The organism is Acidovorax sp. SUPP3434 (genome assembly GCF_030159015.1).
Taxonomy (GTDB): Bacteria; Pseudomonadota; Gammaproteobacteria; order Burkholderiales; family Burkholderiaceae_C; genus Paracidovorax.
The window spans coordinates 91,004-106,195 of record NZ_BQXL01000002.1; the positions used below are offsets into that span (position 1 = coordinate 91,004).

Annotated in this window: 14 protein-coding genes and 1 other RNA gene; 8 read left to right on the forward strand and 7 right to left on the reverse strand. The window is 66.1% G+C overall.

Annotated features, from left to right (window positions below; genetic code table 11):
- Positions 1-79: 79 nt before the first annotated feature.
- From cysK to AVKW3434_RS04295, 6 genes are all read right to left on the reverse strand, one after another.
- Entirely contained in the window at positions 80-997 is a 918-nt protein-coding gene (cysK, locus tag AVKW3434_RS04270; RefSeq protein ID WP_272550931.1) for a cysteine synthase A, read from the reverse strand.
- Between the two features lie 78 nt (positions 998-1,075).
- The gene (rtcA, locus tag AVKW3434_RS04275; RefSeq protein WP_284404751.1) at positions 1,076-2,131 is read right to left on the reverse strand and encodes an RNA 3'-terminal phosphate cyclase; all 1,056 of its coding nucleotides are present in this window, start codon (positions 2,129-2,131) and stop codon (positions 1,076-1,078) included.
- Positions 2,125-2,988, reverse strand: a complete 864-nt coding sequence (locus AVKW3434_RS04280) for a nucleotidyltransferase domain-containing protein (protein WP_284404752.1) — start codon at positions 2,986-2,988, stop codon at positions 2,125-2,127. The genes rtcA and AVKW3434_RS04280 overlap by 7 nt, the downstream gene beginning before the upstream one ends.
- Positions 2,989-3,055: 67 nt before the next feature.
- A complete protein-coding gene (locus tag AVKW3434_RS04285) occupies positions 3,056-4,273 on the reverse strand; it encodes an RtcB family protein (protein WP_284404753.1) in 1,218 nt (405 codons plus the stop codon).
- A 44-nt stretch (positions 4,274-4,317) separates the two neighbouring features.
- Positions 4,318-5,127, reverse strand: a complete 810-nt coding sequence (locus AVKW3434_RS04290; protein ID WP_284404755.1) for a hypothetical protein — start codon at positions 5,125-5,127, stop codon at positions 4,318-4,320.
- Positions 5,128-5,695: 568 nt separating this feature from the next.
- Complete coding sequence (locus AVKW3434_RS04295; protein WP_284404757.1) at positions 5,696-7,249, reverse strand: vWA domain-containing protein; 1,554 nt, start codon at positions 7,247-7,249, stop codon at positions 5,696-5,698.
- Between the two features lie 221 nt (positions 7,250-7,470).
- On the opposite strand from AVKW3434_RS04295, the gene rtcR reads away from it, so the two are divergent.
- Entirely contained in the window at positions 7,471-9,090 is a 1,620-nt protein-coding gene (gene rtcR, locus AVKW3434_RS04300) for an RNA repair transcriptional activator RtcR (RefSeq protein ID WP_284404759.1), read from the forward strand.
- Between the two features lie 10 nt (positions 9,091-9,100).
- Positions 9,101-9,542, forward strand: an RNA gene (gene rnpB, locus AVKW3434_RS04305) — RNase P RNA component class A.
- Between the two features lie 270 nt (positions 9,543-9,812).
- Here rnpB and AVKW3434_RS04310 read toward each other — a convergent pair.
- Positions 9,813-9,953, reverse strand: coding sequence for a hypothetical protein (locus AVKW3434_RS04310; protein ID WP_284404761.1), 141 nt, complete (start codon positions 9,951-9,953; stop codon positions 9,813-9,815).
- Positions 9,954-10,108: 155 nt separating this feature from the next.
- On the opposite strand from AVKW3434_RS04310, the gene AVKW3434_RS04315 reads away from it, so the two are divergent.
- From AVKW3434_RS04315 to AVKW3434_RS04340, 6 genes are all read left to right on the forward strand, one after another.
- The gene (locus AVKW3434_RS04315; RefSeq protein WP_284404764.1) at positions 10,109-10,747 is read left to right on the forward strand and encodes a hypothetical protein; all 639 of its coding nucleotides are present in this window, start codon (positions 10,109-10,111) and stop codon (positions 10,745-10,747) included.
- Positions 10,744-11,373: a C39 family peptidase gene (locus AVKW3434_RS04320; protein WP_284404766.1), complete on the forward strand. Its 630-nt coding sequence runs from the start codon at positions 10,744-10,746 to the stop codon at positions 11,371-11,373. Before AVKW3434_RS04315 ends, AVKW3434_RS04320 begins: the two co-directional genes overlap by 4 nt.
- A complete protein-coding gene (locus AVKW3434_RS04325) occupies positions 11,366-12,289 on the forward strand; it encodes a hypothetical protein (protein ID WP_284404768.1) in 924 nt (307 codons plus the stop codon). The genes AVKW3434_RS04320 and AVKW3434_RS04325 overlap by 8 nt, the downstream gene beginning before the upstream one ends.
- Before the next feature lie 13 nt (positions 12,290-12,302).
- Positions 12,303-12,701 (forward strand): hypothetical protein, encoded by a 399-nt coding sequence (locus AVKW3434_RS04330; RefSeq protein ID WP_272565253.1) that lies wholly within the window; start codon positions 12,303-12,305, stop codon positions 12,699-12,701.
- A gap of 63 nt (positions 12,702-12,764) precedes the next feature.
- The gene (locus AVKW3434_RS04335; RefSeq protein ID WP_284404771.1) at positions 12,765-14,165 is read left to right on the forward strand and encodes a hypothetical protein; all 1,401 of its coding nucleotides are present in this window, start codon (positions 12,765-12,767) and stop codon (positions 14,163-14,165) included.
- Positions 14,162-15,184 carry a polyprenyl synthetase family protein gene (locus AVKW3434_RS04340; protein WP_284404773.1) on the forward strand — a complete coding sequence of 341 codons (1,023 nt, stop codon included), beginning with the start codon at positions 14,162-14,164 and terminating at the stop codon, positions 15,182-15,184. Before AVKW3434_RS04335 ends, AVKW3434_RS04340 begins: the two co-directional genes overlap by 4 nt.
- The last annotated feature ends 8 nt before the right edge of the window (positions 15,185-15,192 follow it).

Below are 15,192 nucleotides of genomic sequence, written 5' to 3' on the forward strand. Positions count from 1 at the left end.
GGCCCCACCCATGGGCTGCGGGTGGGCGCACTTCGCACGCTGCCCTGGCCCGGGGCAGCGCGCGGTTTCAGAAAGCGCCTCAGGAGGGCAGGAAGCCTTCGACCGACAGGTAGCGCTCGCCCGTGTCGTAGTTGAAGCCCAGCACCTTGGCGCCCGCGGGCAGCTCGGGCAGCTTCTGTGCGATGGCGGCCAGCGTGGCGCCGGAGGAAATGCCCACCAGCAGGCCTTCCTCGCGCGCGGCGCGGCGGGCGTATTCGCGCGCGGGCTCGGCATCGACCTGGATCACGCCGTCGAGCAGGCTGGTGTCGAGGTTCTTGGGCACGAAGCCCGCGCCGATGCCCTGGATCGGGTGCGGCGCCGGCTGGCCGCCGGAGATCACGGGCGAGGCCACGGGCTCCACCGCGAAGATCTTGAGGGCCGGAAACTTCGCCTTCAGCACGCGGCCCACACCCGTCAGGTGGCCGCCCGTGCCCACGCCGGTGATCAGCGCGTCCAGGCCATCGGGAAAGTCCGCGAGCACTTCCTGCGCCGTGGTGCGCACGTGCACGTCGATGTTGGCGGGGTTCTCGAACTGCTGTGGCACCCAGGCGCCGGGGGTCTGCGCGCGCAGTTCCTCGGCGCGGGCGATGGCGCCCTTCATGCCTTTTTCGCGCGGGGTGAGGTCGAACTGCGCACCGTAGGCCAGCATGAGGCGGCGGCGCTCGATGCTCATGCTGTCGGGCATCACCAGGATGAGCCGGTAGCCCTTCACCGCCGCCACCAGTGCCAGTCCGATGCCCGTGTTGCCCGAGGTGGGCTCGATGATCGTGCCGCCGGGCTGCAGCGCGCCGGTGCGTTCCGCATCCTCCACCATCGACAGGGCGATGCGGTCCTTGATCGAACCGCCGGGGTTGCTGCGCTCGGACTTGACCCAGACGTTGGCACCCGCGCCGAACAGGCGGTTGATGCGCACATGGGGCGTGTTGCCGATGGTTTGCAGGATGTTCTCGACTTTCATGGCGTCTCCAGGTTGGACAGGGTACGGGACAGGCAAAAAAACATTTTGGCCCATGCCTACGACACTCCGCGCATATGGTTATGCCGGCGATGCGGCTTTCTCGATGTCGATGCGCGTGGCACCCGCGCAGGGCGCCATGGCGATGCGCACCGGCAGGCACTGCGCGATGACCTGCGCATTCGTGCTGGCATGCGGGGTGATCGCCTCGGCCGTGTAGCTCGCCCGCTGGCCGCTGCGCCAGACGGCGAGGGCCAGCGGCAGCATCCACTGGTCCGCCAGGTGCGGACCGACGGCGCCGCGACTGCGCTCGAACGAGCGCACCTCGCCGGCCAGCTGGCGCGCCACCTGTTCGGCCGGCATGCCGCGCTCGCCCAGCGCGCAGAACACCTCGGTCACCTCGGCATGCTCCAGCACCGCCAGCAGGGCGTTGCCCGGGCCTTCGTTCTGCCGTGCGGGCGGGATGCGCCACGGGTCGTCGCCTTCGCTCCAGTCCAGTTGCTGGCGCAGCGCCGCCAGCTCGCGCACCGCGATGCCGCGGGCCAGCCCCGGCACCAGGGCCTCGGCCCAGGCGCTGCGGCGCGTGCCGCGATCCAGCAGATCGAACGGGGCCAGCGGGCCAGCCGCAGGCGCGATGACTGCATGCACCTCGCCGCCGCCTGCGGGATAAAAGCCCCGGCGTCGCAGCGTGAGCTCCAGCCCCACGCCCAGGCGCCGCACCAGCGGCGCAAAGGCCCGCTGCAGGAAGTCGAACGGGGGCGCCATGGGGTTGTGCGTGCCGCCCGAAAGCTGCACCCGGCTGGGCGCGCCAGCCAGCATCAGCGCGGGCAGCACGGTCTGCAGCACCAGCAGGCAACTGCCGGCCCCGGCGATCGCGAAGGCGTAGTCGCCCGCCTGAACCGGGCCGGGCGTGAACTGCAGCGCCTGCGATCCCAGTTCAGCGCCTTCCGCCTGCCCACCGCAGACCTGCACCGCGGCCTGCACGCAGGCCAGGTGCTGGCGCATCAATCCCGGCTTGGGCCGGCCCGCGCGGATGCGGTCGATGTGCAGCGGCCGGCCGGTCACCATGGACAGCGCCAGGCCGGTGCGCAGGATCTGCCCACCGCCCTCGCCGTGGGAGCCGTCGAGGGTCAGCATGGCGCGGGCCCTTCGGCGCCGCCATGGGCAGGATCGAAGCGCAGCACCGTGTCGTGCAGCAGGGCGTCCAGCCCGGCATGCCCGGCAATGGGCAGGGGCTGCACCGGCTGCGCCGCATTGGCGGCCAGTTCGGCCTCGATGAATGCGTGTATGCCGGGCCAGCGTGGGCTGGTGGCCGACTCGTTCGCACGCATCTTCACCGCCAGCAGGGCGTTGATCTCTTCGATGAGCGCCGCATCGCGTTGCGCATCCAGCGTGTGCTGGGCCAGTTCGGCGAAGCGCATGGGTGGCACTCCGGGGCGCGTGCGGATCCATCGCGCCGCCAGCAGCGGGCGCAGCACGTACAGGTATTTCTTGTAGCGCACCACGTCGGCCTGCAGGTGCTCGCGGAAGTTCTTCTTGGCCATGGAGGCGTAGTGGTGCCAGGCCTTGGCGTTGGAGAACACTTGCACCGCCAGGGCGCGCACCTGGGCCATCGTGTCCGCCGCCTCGCGGTAGACGACGGGCGAGCGCAGCCACTCCAGCAGCGTGGGGTTCGATTCGCGCATCAGCCCGAGCGCCTTGCGCAGGTCCCAGCCATTGATGTCCAGGTCCCCACTGATCGGCACCTCGATCACGTCGCGTCCGGGCGAGACCGTGAGGTACCAGGGCAGGCGGTGCACGTAGAGAAAGCGCACGTCGTAGTCGCTGTCGGGCGAGGCGAAGCCCCAGCCGCGGCTGCCCGATTCGCAGGCGAACAGGATGGTGACGGCGTGCTGCGCCTCGATGTAACGCAGCGCATCCATGATCTGCCCGCGCATGGCGGGCTCGATCGGATGGGCGGAATGAAGCAGTTCTCGGGGTTCTGTCTTTTGCATGTCCATGCTTTCAGCGCACGCTCCTCGTGCGTTGGTCTTGATCCGATGATGGGCCGTGGTGCGCTCGCTATCCCTTCACGCACACCACTTGCTTGAGCGTGTACACCACTTCCACCAGGTCTTCCTGCGCCGCCATCACGGCGTCGATGTCCTTGTAGGCCATCGGGATCTCGTCGATCACATCGGCGTCCTTGCGGCATTCCACCCCTTCCGTGGCGGCGATCTGGTCAGCGATGGTGTAGAGCTTCTTGGCCTTGGTGCGGCTCATCTTGCGGCCCGCGCCGTGGCTGCAACTCATGAAGCTCTCCGGGTTGCCCTTGCCGCGCACAATGAAGCTCTTGGCGCCCATGCTGCCGGGAATGATGCCCAGCTCGCCGGCCTTGGCGCTCACGGCGCCCTTGCGGGTGACGAACACGTCTTCGCCGAAGTGCGTCTCGCGGCTCACATAGTTGTGGTGGCAGTTCACCGCTTCCACATGGGCCTCGAAGGGCTTGGCGATCACCTTGCGGGCGGCCGCGATCACGCGCTGCATCATCACCTCACGGTTGGCGCGCGCGAACTTCTGCGCCCAGCCCACGGCGCGCACGTAGTCGCCGAAATACCGGGCGCCTTCCTCGAAATACGCCAGGTCCTGGTCGGGCAGGTTGCGCTGGTGCAGCTCGGCATCCTTCTTGGCCAGCTCGATGAAGTGCGTGCCGATGGCGTTGCCCACCCCGCGCGAGCCCGAATGCAGCATGAACCACACGCCACCGTGTTCGTCCAGGCACACCTCGATGAAGTGGTTGCCGGTACCCAGCGTTCCCAGGTGCTTGTGGTGGTTGGTGCTGGCAAAGCGCGGATAGTCCTCGCAGATCGCGTCGAACTCGCCCTTCAGCGAGGCCCAGGCCGCATCGCTCTCATCGGGTGGCGTTTCCCACGAGCCCTTGTCGCGGCCCATGCGGCGCGGGTTGCTGCCGTGCGGCACGGCCTTTTCGATCGCGGAGCGCAGCGGGCCCAGGTTGTCCGGCAGGTCGTTGGCGTGCAGCGTGGTCTTGCACGCCATCATTCCGCAGCCGATGTCCACGCCCACGGCCGCCGGGATGATGGCCTTGAAAGTCGGGATCACCGATCCCACCGTGGCGCCGATGCCGTAGTGCACGTCGGGCATGGCGGCCACGTGCTTGAACACGATGGGCAGGCGCGCCGCGTTCTCCAGTTGCTTCTGGGCCTCGTCCTCCACGGGCACGCCCTGGGTCCACATCTTGATGGGGACACCGTTTTCCACATTGCGTTGCAGGTAGTTCATTGCGTTCTTCTTTCTTTTCGTCTGTCTGTCTTATTTTCGGGTGCTCATTCACTGACCCAGTCGAACACCGCTTCCACGATCTGTCGCGGGCCCGTGCAGTTGCCACAGGTGCAGTGCGCGGGTTGTGCCATGGCGCTGGTGTCCAGCGCCAGGATCTTCTGTGCAAAGCGCTGGCGGTTGCCGGGGTCGAGCATCCAGGCTTTCATCGCCTCGCAGAATTCCGGTTGGTCTTCGGCAAAGGCGTTCTGGATTTCGTTCTTTCCCCAGAAGTCCCAGTAGCTCGCCTCGGCGTACCGCAGCACGGCGCTTGGGCGCTCGTCGTTCAGCCAGTGCGCCAGCAGCGGTTGCACGTTCACGCCGCCCTTGTGGAACATCAACAGGATGTCGAAGGCGTTCGCGCCATTGAACGGGCTGGGCTCGCGCCCGGCGTGCCCCAGGCCTTCGTGGAAGAAGGACAGTGCGTAAGCGTCCACGGCGGCTCGCTCCTGGGGCGACAGGGCATCGGCCGGGCAGTGGCCCAGGCGGTCCAGGTACAGCTCGGTCGAGTGGTGCAGCTCCTCGCCCAGGGCCATCAGTTCCAGCATGCGGGGCAGGAAGTAGAGCAGTTCCTCGGCCGGCTGCTCGCTGCCCTTGGCGGAGCTGTTGTATTCGTAGAAGTGGCGGGTCGTTATGCGGCGCAGCGGCAGGCGCCGCATCTCGCGTTCCATGGCCTCGTCCATGCAGCAGGCCGTGCACACATCCAGCATCTGTGTCGGAGCGCCATGGCGCTGGAAGGCGGCATAGATGGTATCCACCGCCTCGCGCAGGGCGGGCGGCAGCATGGCGGCCTGCGCCGCGGAGGCGTTCGTTTTCATCGGTTTCTTTCCTGTTTGGTTCGCCATGGGGTTTAGCCCTTCCGGCGCATTCAAAAAAAGAGGTGACAAGGGGTGTCGGGTTGCGCCATTGAGCTACCTGCCGAAGCAGACCGGGGATTGAACCCGGAACCTTCAGAGCCCGAGGGCCCCGACGCTCTACCTGTAAGCCCGTCTGCATTCACCTCGCAAACACACAAAAAAAGCAGCGACAAGGATCGACGAAACATCGTGCTCTACCACTGAGCTACGGCCTTTCGACCGGCGGGATTCGAACCCGCGACCACGAGAGTAGAAGTCTGTAGTTCCGTCAGCATTCGCTGCAAAAAACAGTGCGACAAGGGTGGCAAGACATGGACCACGCCGCGGTGCGGCGCTGGGATTCGAACCCCGGTCCCTCCAGATGTAGTCCTGCCTGCATTCGCACATTCATTCATCGATGGCCTTCCCGTTCGGCGACAAACAGGCGGTGCGACCGGGATGTAGTCACACCTGCATTCGCCGAACGACAGCCGTCATTCCCACGATCGGATGCCCTGAATTGGCATTCATGACCCCTTCTCGCCGATCGTCAGATCGGGGTGTCCTCGATCACGCCGACCCAATGCGCCGCGCCCATGCCCCCTGCGGCATACACCGCCAGCAGCTTGAACACTTCGTCGCTGAAGCCGCCGATGTTCAGCACATCGGGCTGCTCCTGCGCCTGCGTCGTTGCGCAAGGCTGGATGTCGATGCACACCAGCCGGGCCGTCGGGTTGCGCTGCTTGAACGCCGCCCACTCCTGCATGGTCGCGGTGCCCCGGCCCCGTGCACGGTCGGCCCACGATTCGTTGTCGGACACCAGCACCACCAGCTCGGCCTGCGCCTTCTCGCGGTTCAGCAGGGCCAGCGGTGCGCTGCACGACGTTCCGCCGCCGCCCACCGCGGCCAGCTTGGCCGCATTGGTCATGACCGAATCGCGGGGATTCAGTGGCAGCGGCACCACCTTCGTTTCGAAGGGCAGCACACGCGCATCCGCATTGCGGCGCAGCACGGCAGCGGCCACCAGAGCGGCCACGTCGATGCACCGCACCGCGGAAGTCGCCGAGCCCCGGTGGCCCGTCACAGGCGAGCCCATCGAGCCCGACACATCGGGGCAAACCACCACGCGGCCTTCGAACTGCGGCACATTGGCCAGCGCGAGTTCCATCGCATCCTGCAGCGCTTCCTTCACCACCGTCGGCACGTCGGCGCCGCAGGCGGTGTACGCCGCCATCAACTGGTACGGCAGCACGCGGGCCTTGGCCACGGCCTGCGGGTCACGCAGCTTGGCGGCCACGGCATCGGCCAGGCCTGGCAGCGCGAACACGCCATGCCGGGCAAAGGTGTTCAGGTTCTGGCGCACCATCTGCCACGAGCCGCGCTGTGCAATCGTGGCCCAGGCCGATGCGTCCAGCTCCAGCGCGGTCAGCATCTGGAATGGCACGTCGGGCACGGGCTGCGTGCGGTCTTGCTTGAAGCGTTCGAAGGCCTGCGTCAGTGGAGGCAGCGCCTCCTGGGCATAAGGGCGACCGATCAGCCAGGCGAACCATGCTGCACGCCAGGCTTCCGTGGGCTTCGGGTGCACCATCTTCACCACGTCGGCCAGCGAAGGCGTGTTGCCCACGGCGGCGTTCAGCAGTTGCGCCTCGGTGGCGTCGAGCAGCCATTGCTGCACCAGCTTTTTCGGACGCGTGCCGAGCGATTTGCGGCCTACTGCGCCGGAGCGCAGCATCTGCACGAAATTGCGCAGCATCTTGCCGTTGTCGATCACGCGGCCGAACACCTGGGCCAGCAGGGGCACATCACGAACCGCCAGCGTGGCCGCCAGCAGGGCCGGCATGTCTTTCATGGAGCCGGCACGGCGCGCATACAGGGCCGTCTTCGCCAAGAACAACGGATCGACTTCACGGGCCAGCGCCTGCACGGCGTCGAGCTGGTCCTGCGCCTGGGCATAGAAGGTGCTGTGGAGGCAGCCGGTGGCGGCCAACTGCGCCAGTTGGTGCTTGGGCGACAGGGCATAAGCCACACCACCGGCCTGGTTGCGCACGGTGGCAGCGGGGAGCAGGGTGCCGCGCAGCGTCTGGAAGAGTTGGTTGTTGGCCATGTGCTTTTGCTCCGTTCGTTGGTTCTTGGTGGGTTTGTCTTTTCGACTTGCCTCTTCCATTGCAACCGGTGTGCCAACTGTGGTTTGGAATGGATGGAGAACCTCTTAAGCCAATGATTTGATTCGATATTTTTTAATTCGCTTGCCATTTCTGCCGCACTGGCGGGAGGTTAGAATGCTTTTATTTTTATAAAATTAGCTAGTTTTTTATCCAAAAAAAGATGAAGAAGCAAAACGTGGTGATCGGCTTTCTGGGCACCCAGCTCGACTCGGGCAAGGGGGCAGGGCGTTGGGAGAAGTGGCGCCCGACGCTTTCGCTGGTGCAGCACGACGACGTGGTCATCGCGCGGATGGAGTTGTTCTACACACCGTCCCACCGTGAACTGGCCGAGCGGGTGCGCACGGATATCCAGGCGGCCTCACCCGAAACCACGGTGGCGCTGGTGCCGCTCGACATTGCCGACCCCTGGGACTTCGGCGAGGTCTATGCCAAGCTCTTCGACTGGACGCAGGGCTACGCTTTCGACACCGAGCGCGAGGAGTACTGGACGCACATCACCACCGGCACGCACGTGGCGCAGATCTGCCTTTTCCTGCTGGTGGAGTCGCGACGCATTCCGGGCGTGCTCGCGCAGACGTCGCCCCCAAAGCGCCAGCAGGCGGGCGATCCCGGCAGCTACGCGCTGATCGATCTGGACCTGTCACGCTACGACGTGATCGCCCAGCGCTTCGGCGCCGAGCAGCGCGATGCGGTGGATTTCCTCAAGAGCGGCATTGCCACGCGCAATGCCCGTTTCAACGCGCTGATCGAAGAGGTGGAGCGGGTGGCGGTGCGATCGCGCGCGCCCATCCTCTTCACCGGGCCGACCGGCGCGGGCAAGTCGCATCTGGCGCGGCGCATGTTTGAATTGAAGAAAGCCCGCCACCAAGTGGAGGGCGAATTCGTGGAGGTGAACTGCGCCACACTGCAGGGCGATGGCGCCGCGTCCACGCTGTTCGGGCACAAGAAAGGCGCCTTCACCGGTGCGGCGGCGGACCGGGCAGGCCTGCTGCGCACGGCGCACAAAGGCGTGCTGTTTCTCGACGAGATCGGTGAGCTGGGCCTGGACGAGCAGGCCATGCTGCTCAAGGCCGTGGAGGAAAAGCGGTTTTATCCCATGGGCAGCGACCGCGAGGTGGCCAGCGATTTCGAGCTGATCGCCGGCACCAACCGCGACCTGCGGGCCGAGGTGGCAGCCGGGCGCTTTCGCGAAGACCTGTACGCGCGCATCAACCTGTGGAGTTATCAGTTGCCGGGCCTGGCCCAGCGGCCCGAGGACATCGAGCCCAATGTGGACCACCTGCTGGCGCGATGCGGCGTGGAACTGGGCCGCACGGTGCGCCTGTCGGCCGAGGCGCGGGCGGTGTACCTGCGCTATGCGCAGTCTCCCGAGGCGCTGTGGAGCGGCAACTTCCGCGACCTGTCGGCCAGCGCCACCCGCCTTGCCACGCTGGCCGAGGGCGGGCGCATCGGCCTGCCGCTGGTGGAGGCGGAAATCGCGCGCCTGCAGTGGCTGTGGCAACCCCTCGGTTCGGCAGGCCGCTGCCAGGATGGCGATGCGGTGGATCTGGCCGCACTGCTGGGCGAGCCACAAGTGCAGGCCATGGACCTCTTCGACCGGTTGCAGTTGGCGGCCGTGTTGCAGGTGTGCCGCGGGGCGCGCACGCTGTCTGACGCGGGGCGGCAGTTGTTCCAGGCCTCGCGCGCGCAGCGCGCGGTGGTCAACGATGCGGACCGGCTGCGCAAATACCTGTCGCGATTCGGCCTGGACTGGGAGCGGGTGCGCAGCGGTGGACGATAATCGCCCCCGTGAAGCGCGCCAGACCGCCGCTGGTGCAATCTGGGAAACCAGGCACTGGAGGAACGTCCGGACTGCACAGGACAGCGTAGCAGCTAACGGCTGCCCACCGTGAGGTGAGGATCAGAGCAACAGAGACGAGTCGCAAGCAGGCGGCAAGCCACCGAAGGTGTTCTATCGGTCATCCGCGCAAGCGGGTACGGCTGGCGCAAGCCAGGCGGTGTGTGGCGAAAGCCGCAAAGACCATAGCCACCCGAAGCGGGCGGCGCCTGCTTCGGGTGAAACGGGCAATCTCTACGCGCAGCAATACCAAGTAGGCCAGCGTTGATGTGGTTCCGCAGAGCTGGCGGGTAGGTAGCATCGAGCCGTGGTGGCGACACCCGGCCCAGAGTAATGGCGGTCACGCCGCGGGAAACCGCGGTGCACAGAATCCGGCTTATCGGCGCGCTTCACACTTTTTCTTGCCGTGCCGATGGTCGGCCCAGGCGCCGGTCGCGGTGGAGCCGGCGGTGCGACCGCCCTGCGGCAGCAGGCCGGCATGCAGGCATTCCGCTTCACAAGCCGCCTGATCGGTCGGGCTTTCGGCCCCCTATCCCACTCCTTCGACCGGCCTCTCGGAAGGCGGGTTTTCTTCTTTCAAGAAATCCGCAGTACGGCCCCGCGTGGCAGCAGCGACGCGTCGTCGACCGGCTCGGCACATGTGGTGCTGCGGCCTTCAGAACGCTTCAGAAGTCTTCAGCAGGATTGACCCGGCTTTCATGCCGCGCTCCCTCCAATCCCACCAGAATATTCACAGCCACGGGCCAGACATTTCCAGCAGCGGCCGAGTCGGATGCGCCTTTGCGCGGCGGCTTTTCAGCCGCCATGGCCGTGCCATTTGCGCCATGGCCGTACCTCGCACGAAACCGGGGCACAGCGCTGGCGAGCGCTCTTCCGCTGGAGGCGGCTTCTGAGCCATGGAGTGGATTGCCATTCCTCGATTGGCCCGAGGGTGATTTTTCTTTTCTCAAAGGACATAGACATGAGCAGTGATCCATTCACCCAGATCCTCAACGAAATCCTGCAGGGACTCGTCACGCAGTTGAATGGCGAAATCGGTGGGGCCATCCGGGGCGCTGGCTATGACCCGTATCCCAATGTCGCCTCGGGGTCCGCCAGCATCGGAGTGGGCACGGCTTCTTATTCCGTCTCCAATCTGACGGGCATTTCGTCCCTGCAGATCCAGGACATGGTGGTTGGCAACGTCACATCGTCCGGTGCCAATATTTCCGGCACCGTGAATTTTCATGCAGTCCTGAGCAGCTCCCTGAGTGCGCAGGCCGGTGGCAGCTTGAAGGTGCTGTTCTTCGATCCGGGCATCTCCGGCAGCGTCCGGATCGACAGCCCCAGCATCTCCGGCACGGCGCAGTTCCAGGCCGGCACGGCCGGCGGCAAGCTCTGCCTGAACCAGCTGTCGGGCATGAACGCGAACTTCAACTACGGCAACGCTTCAGTCTGGATCGATGGCCTGGGGCCGCTCAACTACCTGCTGCAGCCCGTGGAGAACCTGATTCTGGATGCGGCCAAGGGCGCCATCAGCGAGCTCATCTCGTCGCAGATCAACAGCATCGTCAGCCGGGAGCTGAGCCAGGCGCTGCCCCAGTGCGTGCCCTTTCCATGAGGGTGAGGATCGAGCCGCTGGCCCGCACGACGCAGCGCATCGGCCCGATGTTTCCTGCCTGGCAAGAGGCCGAGGCGAGCACGGGGCAGGCGCTGAACCTGCCGCTGGAGCCGCAGCAGCGCACCAACTGGTGCTGGGCCTCGGTGACCTGTGCGATCGCCGCGCACTACGGCGACACCTCCTGGCGGCAGGACACGCTGGCCTGGCGCATTCTCGCGCCGGACGAAGTGCTTCCCAACTGCCTGCCGCCACCCGCGCTTCTCCTGGAGCCCCGCTACGACCAGCAGGCCGCGATGGAGCGCACCTTGCGCTACGTGAACTGCCTGGCCGGATGGAGCAGCGGGCGGCCGCCGTTTCGCCGCCTGATGCGCGAGCTCGACGATGGCCGGCCCGTCGCGGTCGCGATCCGCTGGCATGCGGGGCCGCAGCACTACGTGCTGGTGGACGGCTACTGCCGCACCCAGCGCACGGTCTCGGTCGCCGACCCTCAATGCGGCCGCGCCACGGTCGATTTCGATGATTTTCCGTTGCACTACCGCCATGGCGGCGAGTGGATGGAAACCTACTGGACACACAACCCCCGCTCGGCCAACCCGACACGCAAAGGAGAGGTGGAATATGAGTAGCTACGACGTCGCGCTGGTGCTGGATGCCGGCACCCTCAACCAGGGCATGACCCAGCTGTATGCCAATGCCCAGGCCAAGCAGAAGCTGTTCCAGGGCGTTCAGGACGTGGGCCAGATGGGCATCACCTCTGTCAACTGGAGCATCGATGCCGTGCCCCAGTTCGTGCTGGCGCCACCGACCCTCACGCAGTGGAATGACAAGAACACGTTCGTGCCGTCGGGCCAGACGAAGCCGAAAGATCCGACCGACCAGATGTTCCAGGTGCAGCTGGCGTCGGTGTCCACCACGTTCAACATGCAGAGCGGGCCGCCTTCCCCCCTCACGTTCTCGTTCACCCTGTTTGCACAGGTGACCGTGTCCAACAACCAGATCCAGTTGGGATCGGTGGCGGTGCTGCCGATCAATCCGACCGGCGCCACGGAGTTCATGCTCCAGGTGATCTGCGGGATCGTCTACACCAAGGTCCAGGCCCTGCTGCAGGGCTACCAGATTCCGCCCAGCATCACGGTGGAAGGGCAGAGCTTCACCCCGCCGGTCATGACCGTCACCGGCGCGCACCTGGTGCTGGCAAGCAACCTGGTGGCCAACGGCACCCCGGATATCAGCGGCGTGCAGTGGCCGCAGCAGGCGCTGGGCGTGCTCGTCGGCCGCAAGCTGCTGACCGCGCTGGTGGCCCAGTACAGCGGTGCGATCGTGCAGAAGATGGATGCCGCGCAGGTCAATGCCAGCGACAGCAACTGGACGGGGAGCTACTCGCTCGATGGCGGGATCAGCAATGCCTCCATCGCGGTGGCATCCACGCTGCCCAACATCAACATCACCGCCACCTTCGCCGCCACCGCCTCGGTGGGCGTTTCATGGTGGCTGGTGCCAGCCGCCTGCGCCCTGGAAGCCGCCTCGAACCTGCTGCCCTGATTGGAGCCACACCATGGTTGACTTTGCCAAAGCCGATTTCGCCACCAGCCCCACGCCCCTGACGTTCACCGTCGCCCCCGTGGTGTCGGGGTCGAACACCGTCCAGCTGCAACTGCAGCCGCTGCCCAGCTTCACGATCACCTACGCCGAAGACGGCAGCGGTTGGGAGAAGTTCAACGCAGGGCTGCTCAAGCACGTGGCGACCACCATCATCGGCGTTGCCACGCCCTTCATCACATCCACCATCCAGAGCAAGGCGCAGGCCTATCTGAACGACAAAGCCTCGTTCCCGGTGCCGCCCATCCCCATCACGTTCGAAGGCATCAGCCTGAGTCTGACCGCATCGAATCTGAACATTTCCGCCGCGGATGCGGACCACCTGCTGATCACGGCCACCGTCAATGTTTCCTGACCTGCCGTCCCCGCCCACCGGACCCGGTCACATCGCACGAGGAGAATTTTCATGAGCGCTGGAATGCAAGCTTTTCAAGCCGGCTGGAAGAATCAGCCAGCTGCCACCCTGAACGCCGCCTTGCCCCGCCATATCGGGCTCGGGGACATCCCGATGCTGCCGCTGTCGCGCGCGCTCGACATGCCCGCGCAGGCCGGGTTCGCGCGCGGCTCGCTGGGCATCGACCTGTCGGGCATGCAACTGGTGCTGGCCGGCGACGGGCCGCTCGCGGTCGAATGCAGCAGCGATGCGCAAGGCCGCTGCGTGCTCGCCGTGCGCCTGCAGGGCATTGAACTGCAAGGCACGCACGCCCTGAAAGGCACGCAGATCTGGGAGACCGGACTGGACGGCGCCGGCACGGCCATGCCCATCGGGGCCCGGCGGCGCGGCGGCAGTGGGGACGACAACGCGCATCCCACCTGGATCCAGACCGCGAACGACCAGCGCGGGTTGCTGCAGAACGTGCCCGGCGGCAATGGACAGACGCTGCTGACCACCTACTCCAATCACCGGGCGGCCTTCAACGACGTGTTCAATGAGCAGAATTTCCAGGCGTACGCGTTCCAGCAAGGCTGGGGGAACTCCGCCGTCTCCGAAATGGCCGACGACACCAATACGGCGCTGACCGAGGGGGGGGTGGTCAACGATCCCGTCAAGACCTACTACAACTCGAGCACGGGAATCACCACCAACTACAACGGCCATGCCCAGAACCAAAAGCTGGGCCTGCTCACCACCCTGACCGCCATGGCCAAGGGCGCAGACCCCAACAATCCCACGGACCCCACCAACCCCTACAACCAGGCGGCCGCTGCGACCATGGGCTTTGGCTCGAGCATCGTGCAGAACGTCAAGGTGACGAACCCCAATGTGACCAAGATCGAAGACTTGCCCCCATTGCAGAAAGACGGCGTCTACGAATTGGTGCAGAACGGCACGCCGGCGCCAATGCCTTCGGTGGATGACGTGCATAACTTCCTGAATGGCAGCCCGATCGGCGGCCGCGATGCGCAGGGCAACAGCTGGACGTGGTCGCTCAGCGAGGACGAGCGCGCGTTCGTGCGCAAGCTCCAGGCAGACATCGCCGAGCATGCCGCGCGGGTGGCCGCGCAAAAGCCGGTGGCCCTGGTGACGGGGGCGCTGCACGCGCGCCTTGCATGCCATGTGTATCTGCAGTTCGGTGCGCAGGGCGACCAGGGCGTACCGACCCTGATTGACGGGCGTGTCGAGCTGGACGGCTTCGACCTGCACTTCGACGATGGCGCGTGGAACGGTGCCCTGGGCGACGGCCCGGCGCAGGCCGCGCGCGATGCCTTGTCCGAGGCGCGCTTCATCAAAAGCCTGGTGCACGACCGCATTGCCGATGCACTGGAGCGCGCGCTGGTCCAGCCGCTCGCCAGGGCCCTGCTGGATTCGCAGCCGTGAGGGTTGGCGCCGCTGCGCCGGACCCGGTCCACGCCATCCTGCAGGGGCTGATGGCGGCGGACATGCAGGGCTTCAAGGGGAAATTGGACCAGGCGCTGCAGCCGCAGCAGGGCTATCTGACCGATGCGGAGATGTCGCTCTACCAGGGGGGCAAGAAGCTGCGCCCGCTGATGCTGCTGCTGACCGCGCGGCTTTTCCAGCCCGACGGCGAGCTGCCGAACAAGGTGCTGCGCGCCTCCGCGTCGCTGGAGATGCTGCATGTGGCGAGCCTGATCCACGACGACATCATTGACCACGCCTCGCTGCGGCGGGGCCACGCCAGCGTCAACGCCGCGCGCGGCACCGAGATGGCGATCATGATCGGCGACATGCAGTTCCTGCAGGCCGTGCGCTGCTTCGTCGATGCGATCGAGGACGAGAACGACATGCAGCTCGTGAAATGGGTGCTGGACTCGGCCTTCGACATCTGCCGCGGCGAGATCGACGAGATGACCACGCAGCCGTACTGGCATCCGGACTCGCTGATGAGCCGCTACCTCACCACGGTGGACCGCAAGACCGCCGTGCTGTTCGGCCTGGCCTGCGAGGCCGGCGCCGCGCTCATGCGCGCGCGCACCTCGGAGTTGCGCCGCCTCGGCTCCTTCGGGCGCTACATGGGCCGTGCGTTCCAGATGATGGACGACATCTTCGACCTCGCGCATTCCGATGCGGAAGCCGGCAAGTGCAGGGGCATCGATCTGCACCAGCGGCGCATCACCCTGCCCATCATCCATGCGATGAAGCTGTTCGGCGATGCGCACCCCATGGTGCGCTATCTGCGCGACACGCAGACCCCGCCGCCGGAGCAGATCAACGCCTGGGTCGATGAGATCCGCCGCTCCGACGCCTTCGCGCTGGCCTACGCCCAGGCGCGGGGTACCGCGCTGCAGGCTGTGCAGTACCTGCAGAACCTGCCCCACGGCCCGCACCTGAAGGCATTGCACGACATCACGTTGCATGTCGTGGACCGACCCTACTGACTGACCGC

Coding starts and splice junctions, on each gene's coding strand:
- AVKW3434_RS04320 (WP_284404766.1), top strand. CDS start 10,744: ATGAGGGTGAGGATCGAGCCGCTGGCCCGCACGACGCAGCGCATCGGC.
- rtcA (WP_284404751.1), bottom strand. CDS start 2,131: ATGCTGACCCTCGACGGCTCCCACGGCGAGGGCGGTGGGCAGATCCTG.
- AVKW3434_RS04290 (WP_284404755.1), bottom strand. CDS start 5,127: ATGAAAACGAACGCCTCCGCGGCGCAGGCCGCCATGCTGCCGCCCGCC.
- rtcR (WP_284404759.1), top strand. CDS start 7,471: ATGAAGAAGCAAAACGTGGTGATCGGCTTTCTGGGCACCCAGCTCGAC.
- AVKW3434_RS04295 (WP_284404757.1), bottom strand. CDS start 7,249: ATGGCCAACAACCAACTCTTCCAGACGCTGCGCGGCACCCTGCTCCCC.
- AVKW3434_RS04325 (WP_284404768.1), top strand. CDS start 11,366: ATGAGTAGCTACGACGTCGCGCTGGTGCTGGATGCCGGCACCCTCAAC.
- AVKW3434_RS04330 (WP_272565253.1), top strand. CDS start 12,303: ATGGTTGACTTTGCCAAAGCCGATTTCGCCACCAGCCCCACGCCCCTG.
- AVKW3434_RS04335 (WP_284404771.1), top strand. CDS start 12,765: ATGCAAGCTTTTCAAGCCGGCTGGAAGAATCAGCCAGCTGCCACCCTG.
- AVKW3434_RS04280 (WP_284404752.1), bottom strand. CDS start 2,988: ATGCAAAAGACAGAACCCCGAGAACTGCTTCATTCCGCCCATCCGATC.
- AVKW3434_RS04285 (WP_284404753.1), bottom strand. CDS start 4,273: ATGAACTACCTGCAACGCAATGTGGAAAACGGTGTCCCCATCAAGATG.
- AVKW3434_RS04310 (WP_284404761.1), bottom strand. CDS start 9,953: ATGGCGGCTGAAAAGCCGCCGCGCAAAGGCGCATCCGACTCGGCCGCT.
- cysK (WP_272550931.1), bottom strand. CDS start 997: ATGAAAGTCGAGAACATCCTGCAAACCATCGGCAACACGCCCCATGTG.
- AVKW3434_RS04315 (WP_284404764.1), top strand. CDS start 10,109: ATGAGCAGTGATCCATTCACCCAGATCCTCAACGAAATCCTGCAGGGA.